This is a genomic window from Methylobacterium sp. 22177 (assembly GCF_052045615.1).
Lineage (GTDB): Bacteria > Pseudomonadota > Alphaproteobacteria > Rhizobiales > Beijerinckiaceae > Methylobacterium > Methylobacterium radiotolerans.
Genome location: NZ_JBQEPK010000082.1, coordinates 1 through 11,324, shown reverse-complemented (window position 1 = coordinate 11,324; position 11,324 = coordinate 1). Strand labels below are relative to the sequence as shown.

The 11,324-nt window shown below is 65.3% G+C and carries 10 protein-coding genes and 1 pseudogene; 7 read left to right on the top strand and 4 right to left on the bottom strand.

Annotated elements, in window-relative coordinates:
- A partial coding sequence (locus tag ACTJK8_RS31335; protein ID WP_440763027.1) for a transposase domain-containing protein occupies positions 1-248 on the top strand: 248 nt, incomplete at its 5' end.
- Between the two features lie 570 nt (positions 249-818).
- Here the strand turns inward: ACTJK8_RS31335 and ACTJK8_RS31330 are convergent.
- Complete coding sequence (locus ACTJK8_RS31330) at positions 819-1,451, bottom strand: tyrosine-type recombinase/integrase (protein ID WP_012322182.1); 633 nt, start codon at positions 1,449-1,451, stop codon at positions 819-821.
- Positions 1,452-1,715: 264 nt separating this feature from the next.
- Complete coding sequence (locus ACTJK8_RS31325) at positions 1,716-2,705, bottom strand: LysR family transcriptional regulator (RefSeq protein ID WP_440763121.1); 990 nt, start codon at positions 2,703-2,705, stop codon at positions 1,716-1,718.
- 138 nt (positions 2,706-2,843) lie between these two features.
- Between ACTJK8_RS31325 and ACTJK8_RS31320 the strand changes: the two genes are divergently transcribed.
- From ACTJK8_RS31320 to ACTJK8_RS31300, 5 genes are read left to right on the top strand one after another with little or no spacing between them, the layout of a single operon-like run.
- Positions 2,844-3,869 carry a carbon-nitrogen hydrolase family protein gene (locus tag ACTJK8_RS31320; RefSeq protein WP_058606370.1) on the top strand — a complete coding sequence of 342 codons (1,026 nt, stop codon included), beginning with the start codon at positions 2,844-2,846 and terminating at the stop codon, positions 3,867-3,869.
- A 44-nt stretch (positions 3,870-3,913) separates the two neighbouring features.
- A complete protein-coding gene (locus tag ACTJK8_RS31315; protein ID WP_440763120.1) occupies positions 3,914-5,221 on the top strand; it encodes a substrate-binding protein in 1,308 nt (435 codons plus the stop codon).
- 10 nt (positions 5,222-5,231) lie between these two features.
- A complete protein-coding gene (locus tag ACTJK8_RS31310) occupies positions 5,232-6,107 on the top strand; it encodes a branched-chain amino acid ABC transporter permease (protein ID WP_058606372.1) in 876 nt (291 codons plus the stop codon).
- A complete protein-coding gene (locus ACTJK8_RS31305) occupies positions 6,107-7,996 on the top strand; it encodes a branched-chain amino acid ABC transporter ATP-binding protein/permease (RefSeq protein ID WP_440763119.1) in 1,890 nt (629 codons plus the stop codon). Before ACTJK8_RS31310 ends, ACTJK8_RS31305 begins: the two co-directional genes overlap by 1 nt.
- Complete coding sequence (locus ACTJK8_RS31300; RefSeq protein ID WP_058606374.1) at positions 7,993-8,697, top strand: ABC transporter ATP-binding protein; 705 nt, start codon at positions 7,993-7,995, stop codon at positions 8,695-8,697. The genes ACTJK8_RS31305 and ACTJK8_RS31300 overlap by 4 nt, the downstream gene beginning before the upstream one ends.
- Before the next feature lie 203 nt (positions 8,698-8,900).
- On the opposite strand, the gene ACTJK8_RS31295 is transcribed toward ACTJK8_RS31300, so the two are convergent.
- The gene (locus tag ACTJK8_RS31295) at positions 8,901-9,803 is read right to left on the bottom strand and encodes a hypothetical protein (RefSeq protein ID WP_440763118.1); all 903 of its coding nucleotides are present in this window, start codon (positions 9,801-9,803) and stop codon (positions 8,901-8,903) included.
- 120 nt (positions 9,804-9,923) lie between these two features.
- Between ACTJK8_RS31295 and ACTJK8_RS31290 the strand changes: the two genes are divergently transcribed.
- Complete coding sequence (locus tag ACTJK8_RS31290; RefSeq protein WP_440763117.1) at positions 9,924-10,094, top strand: hypothetical protein; 171 nt, start codon at positions 9,924-9,926, stop codon at positions 10,092-10,094.
- Positions 10,095-10,125: 31 nt separating this feature from the next.
- Here ACTJK8_RS31290 and ACTJK8_RS31285 read toward each other — a convergent pair.
- A pseudogene (locus ACTJK8_RS31285) lies at positions 10,126-11,270 on the bottom strand (IS3 family transposase).
- Positions 11,271-11,324 lie beyond the last annotated feature (54 nt).

The window sequence follows — 11,324 nt, the reverse complement described above, 5'->3', positions numbered from 1 at the left end:
TCGAGCGCGCGATCCGGCCGCTGGCTTTGAACCGGAAGAATGCCCTGTTTGCTGGTTCGGACCACGGGGGCGAGCACTGGGCGGTGATCGCCTCGCTGGTCGAGACCTGCAAGCTCGTCGGCGTCGAGCCGCAGGCTTACCTGGCCGACGTCATCACCCGCATCGTCGAGGGCCATCCGCAGCGGCACCTCGATGATCTGCTGCCCTGGGCTTACCAGCCAACGCCAGCCCTCAAAGCCGTGGCCTGAGGACAGCGCTTACACCGCTTTCAGGTGACACACGGACGGCGCTGAACGGCAAAGTTGGGTCGAGGCTGTGTCAAAACGTGGATGTGCTGCGAAGTCGTAGAACAAACGTCTCCACAGCAACCGCGAGGGATCTCCAAAGCGACCGGCCGATGGTAACGAGAGGCCCGTCAGGTCGGTGGCACCCTCCTTCGAGAGAACATTTTTCTACAACGTCCGACGGCATTCGAGTTTTGACACAGCCTCGGTCGGAGACGGGCGCGGCGGCGATGTCCGCTTCATCGCCAAGCCGCCCGGATGCGGACTGGCAGAAATCTACCCAAACCAGCCGTAGCCCGCTGCCTCTTGACAGCTTGAAGGCGGGCCTTGCCAGGGCTCACACTGAAGCGCACGCGTTCGCGGACTATCACGGTGCGCCTTGTTCCGTAGCGTGCCCCTTATGCGAACGGCCGATCGCAGGCGGCAACGTCCGCTTACGGGATGTCGACAAAGCCATCTGAATGACCGGGATGGGCGCATTGCTGCTGGGCTGGTCTCGGAGCCCCTCGACGCAGAAGCCGAGGGGCCGAGCGCTCAAATCTCAGTTCCTTCGGCCAGGGTCAGGGCATCCTCGACGTCAACACCGAGGTACCTGACCGTGCTCTCGATCTTGGTATGGCCGAGCAGGATCTGAACCGCCCGTAGGTTGCCGGTCCGCTTGTAGATCAACGACGCCTTCGTGCGGCGCAGGGAGTGGGTGCCATAGTCCTCGCTGCGCAGCCCGATGCCTGCGACCCACTCATCGACTAGGCGCGCATACTGCCGGGTACTGATGTGCGTGACGCCGTCGAGCCGACTCGGGAAGGCATAGTCGTCGAGCGTACCACCCCTGGCTTCCAGCCATGTCAGAATGCTGGTTCGTGCAGGTTCGAGCAGCTCGAACTGGACCGGCCGGCTGGTCTTGCGCTGGATGACGATGGCCCGGCTACGGACGCGACCACCGCTGATCAGGTCGCCGATCTTAAGCTTGACGATGTCACAGCCACGTAGCTTGCTGTCGATGGCGAGGTCGAACATAGCCCGGTCGCGTGTACGCCGTTCGCGGTCGAGCCAGAACCGGATGGCCCAAACCTGCTGAGGTTTGAGGGCGCGCTTGGCGCCGAGCTTGCGGCCAGCGTTCCAGGCTGGCCGCCCCTTCGTTGCCGGATCGTGTGCTGAGTGTCCCATCGTCTGTCTCCTCGCCGGCCCATGCCGACGAGGCGAAGAGACACCCGAACGAAGGCTCTGAAGATGGGGGCGTATGCGGACGTTCCGCTTGCGACCCAACTTGGTCACAGGAAACGATTGGTGCGGTTCCCCAAAGCGGACATTTCCATCAGAATGGAAGCTTGATCGTAGAAGTAAGATAGAATCAAACGGCAGATCATTGATTATTCATCGAACCGATTTCTCCAAATTCCTATCGGACAACAGTTGTAATAAATTTTGTATTCAATGATTAAAATGCACGGCGGTTTCGGGGCAGTCCTTCGAAGATATCGTGGGCCGTAAAACCATGACCGGTTGCGAGAGCCGAACACCAATCTGCAGCGAGGGGTCGGAGCGGAACAGGGTTTTCAGGAAGGCGGAGACTGCCCTAATGCGGGGCGCGAATTGCAGATCGGTGTGGACGTTGAGCCAGAGATCTCTGGTCGTCGACAAGTCATCGTGCATTACGGGGACCAGGAGGTCACGTCCAGCAACCGCGAAGCTTGGGAGAAGGACGATGCCGAGCCCGCCGGCCGCCGCCTGCTTCTGGGCGATCATGCTTGTCGAGTGAAACACAGTACGACGGTTCGCGATGATCTCGTCGAGCCAACGCACGCAATCGACCTGCACGAGATCCTCGACGTAGGTCACGAAGGCGTGGCGCTCTAGATCCTGGATGGATCGTGGCGTTCCCGCCCGGTCGAGGTAGCCCGGTGAGGCGTAGAGCCCGAGCCGGAAGCGGCCAATCCGCTCGGAGACGAGCCCCTGCCCCGGTGGCTCGAAGAAGCTCAGGAAGAGGTCGGCCTCCCGGCGGTTCACATAGACCGTCTGGGGTGATGTCAGCAGCTCGACGGTGAGGTCGGGGTGCGTCTCGTGCAGGCGCACGAACCGCTCGGCGAGGTAGAGAGAGGCGATGCCCTCCATCGTCGCGAGCCGGACGCGGCCCCCGGCCTGCCCCGATCCGGGGGTGACCTCCTCCTCCATGGCGATGATGGCGCTCTCCACCCGCTCCGCGTGGCGCAGCAAGCGCTGACCCGCCTCGCTGAGGCGCAGACCGGAGGGCACGCGCTCGAACAGGGCGACGCCCAGGGCAGCTTCCAGATGGGCGAGGCGTCTGCTGACAGTCGATTGATCGACCCGCAGCCTCTTGGCTGCACCCGCAAGGCTGCCCCCACGGGCGGCATGGACGAAGACCTTCAGGTCATCCCAGTCGAGCTGATCGAGGGCACGCATGGTCTCGCACGCCGCAAGAGTCGCGCCACGTCTGCGGCTCGGGATCCATGCAAGGGCACTTGCGGAATTGGCCGCTTCAAGCGGCGGACAGGCTGCCTAAGCTCGGCCTCGAAAGGGCAATCTAGGAATCCCCGTTTCATGCATCCCCGTTTCAAGGCGGCGGCCATCCATGCCGCACCGGTCTTCCTCGATGCCACGGCGACGACGGACAAGGCGGTCTCCCTCATCCACGAGGCGGCCAGGGCCGGCGCGGCCCTCGTCGCCTTCCCGGAAACCTTCATCCCGGCTTTTCCAGTCTGGGCCGCCCTGGCGGCGCCGATCGACAACCACGACCTGTTCGCCCGCATGGCCGACCAGTCGATCCTGGTCGACGGGCCGGAAGTAGCCTGCATCCGCGAAGCCGCGAAGGCGGCGGGGATCATCGTGTCCATCGGCATCAGCGAGCGGTCGCCCGTGAGCGTCGGATGCCTGTGGAACAGCAACCTGCTGATCGGCGAGGACGGCAACATCCTCAACCACCACCGCAAGCTCGTCCCGACCTTCTACGAGAAACTGATCTGGGCTGCGGGGGACGGGGCCGGGCTGCGGGTGGTCGAGTCCGCGATCGGGCGCATCGGCCAGCTCATCTGCGGCGAGAACACCAACCCGCTGGCCCGCTACAGCCTGATGGCACAGGGCGAGCAGTTCCACATCTCGTCCTGGCCGCCGGTCTGGCCGACGCGGCGCCCGGCGGGTGGGGGCAATTACGACAACCTCGCCGCCAACCGTCTCCGGGCAGGCGCCCATTGCTTCGAGGCCAAGGTCTTCGGCCTCGTCACCGCAAGCGCGCTCGACCGGGCGGCGTTCGATACCATCGCCGCCTGCGATCCCGGGGCCGCCGAAGTGCTGGAAGGGACCCCGCGCGCGGCCTCGTTCTTCCTCGATCCCACCGGCACCCAGATCGGCGAGGCGCTGCAGGAGGAGGGAATCCTCTACGCCGAGATCGACTTGGCGGCCTGCATAGAGCCGAAGCAGTTCCACGATGTGGTCGGCTACTACAACCGCTTCGACGTGTTCGACCTCGCGGTGAACCGCCGCCGCCTCGCCCCCGCGACTTTTCGCGATACCGCCTCGGCTCCGCCCTCGGCGGCCGTCCTCACGTGCATCCCCGGCGACGGCGCGTGACTTGCTGAGCTTTGTCCCGACCCCTGCCTGAGCGGAGATGTGCCATGCTGTTCGACCGTCGCAAGCTGCTCCTCGGGGGCGCCGCCGGACTGATGCTGCCAGGTTTGGCCCGGGCGCAGGCGCCCGCCACGATTGGCACCTTCCCGGAGGGCGTCGGCGCCGAGTCCGTCTTCCTCGGCCTGACTATGCCCCTGACCGGAGTCTTCTCCGGTGACGGCAGCGACCTCAAGCTCGGCTACGAACTCGCCATCGCGCAGATCAATGCGGGCGGCGAGATCCCGGCCGTTTGGGGCCTCAAGGGCAAGGGCGTCCTCGGGCGCCAGATCCGCTACAAGGTCGCCGATACGGAGGGGAAGCCCAACGTCGCGGTCCAGGCGGCGACGCAGTTCATCCAGCGGGACAAGGCGATTCAGTTCTCGGGCTCGGTCAGCAGCTCGGAGGCCATCGCCCTCGAAGAGCTCGCGAGCCGCGACAAGGTCCTCTACATGGTCGGCATCGCCGGCTCGAACGACGTCACCGGCAAGAACTGCCAGCGCTACGGCTTCCGCTCGCAGCAGAACGCCTACATGGCCGCCAAGGCGCTGGCCCCGGTGGTCGCCAAGGCGCTGGGCCCCAAGCGCAAGATGGCCTTCCTGGTGCCGGACTACACCTACGGCCAGACGGTCTACGAATCCTTCGCCAAGTTCGCCAAGGAGGCGGGCTGGACGCAGGTTCTGAAGGAGACCGTGCCGCTGGGCACCGCCGATTACAGCTCGGCGCTCCTAAACATCGCCAATAGCGGCGCCGACGTTTTCGTGAACATCTGCTTCGGCGCGGATGCGGTCGCCTCGACCAAGCAGGCCGAGCAGTTCGGCGTCCTGTCGAGCATGAAGCTCGTCGTGCCGAACCTGTCCTCCTTCCAGGACAAGGAATTGGGCGCCGAACTGATGCAGGGCGTCTACGGCTCCTGCGATTTCTGGTGGACGCTGGAGGACCGCTATCCGCTGGCCAAGACGTTCGTGGCGAGCTTTCTGGAGAAGAACAAGTATCACCCGCGCTGGGGCGCCCACATCGCCTACATGCAAACTTACCTTTGGGCGCTCACGGCGGAACGGGTCGGCGGATTCAACCCGGTCGATATGATCAAGGCGATGGAGGCCTCGAAGAGCCAGCCCTACAACTCGACCATCGGCAAGGTTTATTACCGCGCCGAGGACCATCAGATGGTCCGGCCGATTCCGATCCTGAAGGGCAAGACGCCCGGCGCGATGAAGGGGCCGGAGGATTTCTACGAGATCGTGGACGTGGTCGAGGGCGAGAGCGTGATGAATGCGCCCGACCTGTTCGGCTGCAAGCTCGGCCCCTACACCTGAGGGACCGGCCATGCCCAGCACGGCGGTTCTCCTCTCCCAGGCCTTCAACGGCCTCGCCCTCGGAAGCCTTCTCGCCCTCGTGTCCAGCGGGCTCACCATCATCCTCGGGACGCTCGGTGTCCTGAACTTCGCCCACGGCGCGCTGTTCGCCGTGGGGGCCTACACCGCTTTCGTGATGATGTCGGCGACGCATTCCTTCTTGCTCGCCCTGCTGGGCGGCTGCGCCATCATGCTGATCCTCGGCTTCGCCATGGAGCGGCTGGTGATCCGCCACTTCTACGCGAGGCCCGACGAGGACCAGATCCTCGTCACCTACGGCATCGGCATCGTCCTCGTGGAGGCGTTGCGCGCTTGGTTCGGCGGGAACAGCCAGCGGGTGCCGGTGCCCTCCTGGGGCGTCGGGGCGACAAAGCTCGGCTTTCTCGTCTACCCGACCTACCGGCTCCAGCTCATCGGCATCGTCGCGGCGCTCCTCGTCGGGCTCTACCTCGTCCTCTACCGGACGGCGATCGGCCTCGTGGTGCGGGCGGGGATCGAGAATGCCGGCATGGTCGGCATCCTCGGCATCGATGTGCGCCGCACCTTCCTCCTCGTCTTCGCCATCGGCATCGTCGCGGTGGGGCTCGCCGGCATGCTCTACGCCCCCGTCGTCTCGGTGACGCCCGACATGGGCGCGAGCTTCATGGTGCAATCCTTCGTGGTCATCGTGCTGGGCGGGCTGGGCTCGTTCCCCGGCGCGGTGGTGGGCGGGCTGATCGCGGGTGAGGTAATCAGCCTGACGAGCGCCTTCAGCTCCGCCTATTCGGAGGTGATGCTCTACGGCCTGATGGCCCTCGTCCTGGTAGCGCGCCCGCAAGGGTTGTTTGGCACGGAGGGCCGCGTGTGATGCCCCCTGCCCTCCGCCGCATCCTCCCCGAACTGGTCCTCGCTGCCTTCCTAGTCCTCGCCCCCGTCCTGCTGCCGCCGCTGGGCTTCTCGCACGATCTGCTGTCGCGGGCGCTCAACTGGGCGCTGTTCGGCCTTGGGCTCGACATCCTATTCGGTCTCACTGGCCTCCTCTCATTCGGGCAGGCGGCCTTCTACGGGACGGGCGGTTTCGTCGCCGCCACCCTCCTTGTCTCCGGCACGGTGGGGAGCGTCTGGCTCGCCCTCCTGGCCGGGACGCTGGCGGCGGGCCTGTTCGGCCTCCTCGTCGGCTGGCTCGCCGTGCGGCGCATCGGCATCTACTTCGCCATGATCACCCTGGCCTTCGGCCAGATGGCCTATTTTATCGAGAATTCCCCGCTCTCCGATTGGACCGGCGGCGAGAACGGCATCGCCGGGGTGCCCCTTCCGACGATCGGCTTCGGGGCGAACGCGGTGCGGATCACCGCCGGGCTGCCGATGTACGCGCTGTTGGCGGCCACCTTCCTTGTCGGCTTCGTCCTGGCCCGCCGCATCGCGAAATCTCCCGTCGGGCTGATCCTGCGGGCGGTGAAGGAAAACACCGCCCGCGTGGCGATGCTCGGCCACGACGTCCCAGCCTACAAGCTCGCCGCCTTCACCATCGCCGCCCTCTATGCCGGGCTCGCCGGGGCGATGCTCGGGCCGTTCCAGAGCTACATGCCGCCGGATGCCTTCGCCCTGGAGACCTCGGGGCAACTCGTGGTGCAGACCATCGTCGGCGGGGTCGGCACCCTGGTCGGGCCGCTCGTCGGCGCGGCCCTCTGGCTCTGGCTGCGCGACAACCTGCAACTCATCCCCGGCCTCGGCCCCCTGTGGAAGCTCGTCCTGGGGCTCGCCTTCATCGGTCTCGTGATCGGCCTGCGCAGGGGCATCTGCGGGGAGATCGTGCATCTCTGGAACCGCCGCCACGAGGCCCGGCGCCTTCGCGCGGAGTTCGCCCGGACGGAGGCCATCGAGGCGGGCGGCGAGACACCGGCCCGCGCCATCCCGGCCGAGATCGCCCTGCCGATGCCGCGCCCGGCGGTGGACGGACGCAGCGCGCACGGGGAGATCGCCCTGGAGGCGCGCGGGCTCGCCAGGCACTACGGCGGCCTGAAAGCGGTGGACGGCGTGAGCTTCACCGTGCGCCGGGGGTCGATCCATGCGGTGATCGGGCCGAACGGGGCAGGCAAGAGCACCCTGTTCAAGATGCTCTCCGACGAGGTGAGCCCGAGCGCGGGCGAGGTGCTGCTGTTCGGAGAGCGGCTGACCGGGGGCGGTGTGAGCCGGGCGGCCCGGCGGGGCGTCGCCAAGAGCAACCAGCTCAACCAGCTCTTCCTGAATCTGACGGTGCGGGACAACCTGCGGGTGGCGGCGCTGTCACGGGCGCGGGGCGGCTTCCGCCTGGATCTCCTCGCCCCCGCCGATGGCCGCACCCAGGTGGAGGCGCAGGTCGCGACCCTAATGGACCTTCTCGATCTCGGCGAGCGGGCCGGAACCCCGGCAAGCGTCCTGGCCTATGGCGAGAAGCGAAGGCTGGAGATCGGCATGGCGCTCGCCACCAGCCCGAACGTCCTGCTTCTGGACGAGCCGCTGGCGGGCATGAGCCTGTCGGAGCGGGCGGCGACCTGCTCCCTGATCCGGCGCATCGCGAAGGCCTGTACGGTCGTCGTCGTGGAGCACGACCTCGACGCCATCTTCGAACTGGCCGAGCGGATCACTGTCCTGTGCGAGGGCCGCCTGCTGGCCGACGGCCCCACCGACCTCGTCCGCCGGGACGCCGCAGTGCAACGGGCCTATCTCGGAGCCGGACCTGCGGAAGCCGGCGCCAAATTCGGGAGCGCCGCATGAGCCTGCTCGAAGTCGAGGACATCGACACCCTCTACGGCGATTCGCACGTCCTGTTCGGCGTCTCCCTGCGGGTCGAGGAAAACGAGGTGGTGGCCCTGCTCGGCCGCAACGGCGCGGGCAAGACCACGACGCTGCGCACCCTCATGGGCGTGCTGAGCCCCCGGCGCGGGACGATTCGGCTGGACGGCAAGCCGATCCACGGTCTTCCCCCCTCGAAGATCGCCCGCGTTGGCATGCAACTTGTGCCGGAGGAGCGGGCGGTGTTCGGCGGCCTGACAGTCGAGGAAAATCTCCGCGTCGCCCGCCTGACCGCGTCCGGGGCGTGGCCTATCGAGCGGATCTGGGAGATCTTCCCCCGCCTGAAGGAGCGGCGCACCTCGCGGGCGCGGACCCTTTCGGGGGGCGAGCAGCAGATGCTCTCGATCGCCCGCGCCCTGATCCGCGACCCCCGCATCCTGCTCCTCGACGAGCCCTTCGAGGGGCTGGCCCCCCTGATCGTGCAGGATCTGGTCGAGTTGACGAAGCGTCTTGCCCAGGAAGGGCGCACGATCGTCGTGGTCGAGCAGAACGTCGCGGCGGTCCTTAGCTTCGCCGACCGGGTCTACGGCTTTAACAACGGCCATGTCGTCTATGAGGGGCAGGCCTCAGCTCTCCGGACGGATCCCGCTCCGATGCGAGATTTCATGGGCTTGGCCCCGTGAGCGAGACCACAGACACCGGCTCGATGCGTCTGCTTACATCGAACGATCATCACTTCGGTTCGGTCAACCTGATAGGTGTTTGACTTGGATTTTGATGTCGGCTCTTGCCGAATTTTGCGCGAAAGAAGACCGGCGGCAATCCACCCAACCCGGTCATCTGTGGTCCGCCGAGCATCGCTCAGGAGCGGACATGCTGAGGCATATTAGGGAAGCGAGCAGTCGATAGGACTATCGGTATGGCGGGCGCTCACGAAGGAGGATCGGTTCAAGAGCGAACCTTCCTCCTCAAGAAGGACGGCCTTCGGATACGTAATGTATCCCTGCATCATCAAGGCTTCGGAACGGCACTGAGATGTCTGGCATGCTGGCGAGTGGTCCGGGTGGATCAAGCCGAGGGTATGCAGCAGCTCATGACCCATTCCTCCGATCCATCGACAGCGCCCCGCAATCTCAGCGCCGTTCGCCCTATCACAAGCTGGCACAATCTTTTCACCGCTGAGACCACGGAGATCGTTTGCTGAAACCACAGCGACGCCATTGCCGCCGGCGCCGGACTGTCCGCAGGCGTGATCGGCATCCACGTAGACCATGAAGCGCGCCCGTGGATCGTTCAGCTTGGCGGCACCTAGTCGCGTGAGTTCGTCTAACGTGTTGCGGTAGAAAGCACTGTAACCACTGTATCGCTCGACTGAGCTGAACCACTTTGCGGGCTTGTCGGAACGAACAACCCGGACGACGGGATAGGACAATCGAAATGTATTGCCGCCCAGTTTTTGTCCGAGCCACGACTGGAAATGTTTTGCTGCGAATGTAATTTTGGCAGGATATGTATCTGAGAACGAACGATCGCTCGGTACGAGGTAGATAAATACAACGTCCTTGGACGAGCCGCTGTTCACTTCTGTGGCTGCCGCACCTGTTGCACGGCAGACCATAAGCGACATCAAAATGATTGCAGTGGCAGTGCGCTTCAGTGGCATGCCCGGTATGATGGCATGTCGTTCTTTAAGAGCGGTGTCTATGAACCCTAGATGGCGCGCCTTCGTCCGTTTTGCCCCAGGTCGCGAACGATAGCGGACCGCCCGAAAGCCACCCTTCTCAGACATTTATCCTATTTTGACACATGTACGAAAATCGACAGTTTTCCTTGCACGGTAGCCGAACCGGGTAACGTCTCCGAACCAGTCTGGCCTTTTCCGGTGCTGGCAGGTTCGGTAAATGCCCTAATGCCTGTCCTGACCGACCGCCAAAGGATCGAGCTCGCAGTTCCCGCCTACCTCCTCTACGCGCTCACGGGTGCGCCGGACGTGTTCGTTCCAGCTGATCCGGAGCTCGTCGCCAGAGCGGAGGCGGATGTCGCTGAACTGCGCGGCAACCTGCGCACTGCATGCCTGTGACCAGCCCCCACGCGGTGGTCCGAGTTCAAAGTTAGTGCAGGGTCGGCCTCTGCTCTACGGGTAGCTTGGCCGACGGAGCCGGTCGGGCGAGCGCAGTCGGCCAAGCGGTCATGGCTGGCACGAACACCTCCGGCGCTGGTGGCTTATAGCCAAGCGCACCGTGCGGGCGGATCGTGTTGTAGTGCCGACGCCAGCTTTCGATGATGATCTGTGCCTCCTTCAGGGTGTAGAAAATCTCGCCGTTCAGGAGTTCATCCCGCAATCGCGCGTTGAAGCTTTCGACAAAGCCGTTCTCACCACGGTGAGCCTGGCGCGATGTAGGCGGCCTTCGCGTCAATAGCCGCAATCCAGGACTGCACCGACTTGGCGATGAACTCGGGCCCGTTGTCTGAACGAACGTGCTCGGGCACGCCGCGCAGGATGAACAGGTCCGAGAGCACGTCGATCACGTCAGCTCCCTTCAGCTTGCGCGCAACGCGGATCGCCAGACATTCGCGGGTGAACTCGTCGACGACGTTGAGCATCCGGAACTTGCGCCCGTCATGGGTGCGCGCCTCGACGAAGTCGTAGGCCCAGACGTGGTCGCGCCGCTCCGGTTTGAGCCGGATGCAGGAACCATCCCCGTCCCACAGCCGGCCCTTCTTCGGCTGGCGGCCGGGCACCTTCAGCCCATCGCGCCGCCAGATCCGCTCGACCCGCTTGTCGTGGACCAACCAGCCGGCCGCCTTCAGCAGCGCGCCGATCTTCCGGTGGCCGTAGCGCCCGTACCGGCGCGCCAGTTCTACGAGATCGGCGGTCAACGCCGCCTCATCGTCTCTGCCCCGCGGCACCTTGCGCTGCGTCGAACGATGCTGACCGAGCGTACGGCACGCGCGGCGCTCGGAGACGTCCAGGACGTCCATCACATGCTCGATGCAGGCGCGTCGGCGCGCGGGGCTGGTCAGTTTCCCCGGGCAGCCTCCTGCAGGATCAGCTTGTCGAGCGTGAGATCTGCGATCGCCTTCCGGAGCCGGTGGTTCTCGGTCTCCAGGTCCTTCATGCGCCGGACCTAGTCGCTCTTCAGGCCGCCGTACTCCTTGCGCCAGCGATAGTACGTAGCCTCCGTCACGCCGATCGTGCGGATCGCGTCCCCGACGCTCTGGCCCACGGGGAGACCAGCACATCCACCTGCCGCAGCTTGGCGACGACATCCTCCGGCTTGTGCCGCTTCGTTCCCGTCTGTCCGTCCTC

Bases quoted from the DNA above. Each gene is read 5' to 3' on its own strand.
- ACTJK8_RS31330 (WP_012322182.1), bottom strand. From the start codon at position 1,451: ATGGGACACTCAGCACACGATCCGGCAACGAAGGGGCGGCCAGCCTGG.
- ACTJK8_RS31325 (WP_440763121.1), bottom strand. From the start codon at position 2,705: ATGCGTGCCCTCGATCAGCTCGACTGGGATGACCTGAAGGTCTTCGTC.
- ACTJK8_RS31320 (WP_058606370.1), top strand. From the start codon at position 2,844: ATGCATCCCCGTTTCAAGGCGGCGGCCATCCATGCCGCACCGGTCTTC.
- ACTJK8_RS31315 (WP_440763120.1), top strand. From the start codon at position 3,914: ATGCTGTTCGACCGTCGCAAGCTGCTCCTCGGGGGCGCCGCCGGACTG.
- ACTJK8_RS31310 (WP_058606372.1), top strand. From the start codon at position 5,232: ATGCCCAGCACGGCGGTTCTCCTCTCCCAGGCCTTCAACGGCCTCGCC.
- ACTJK8_RS31305 (WP_440763119.1), top strand. From the start codon at position 6,107: ATGCCCCCTGCCCTCCGCCGCATCCTCCCCGAACTGGTCCTCGCTGCC.
- ACTJK8_RS31300 (WP_058606374.1), top strand. From the start codon at position 7,993: ATGAGCCTGCTCGAAGTCGAGGACATCGACACCCTCTACGGCGATTCG.
- ACTJK8_RS31295 (WP_440763118.1), bottom strand. From the start codon at position 9,803: ATGTCTGAGAAGGGTGGCTTTCGGGCGGTCCGCTATCGTTCGCGACCT.
- ACTJK8_RS31290 (WP_440763117.1), top strand. From the start codon at position 9,924: ATGCCTGTCCTGACCGACCGCCAAAGGATCGAGCTCGCAGTTCCCGCC.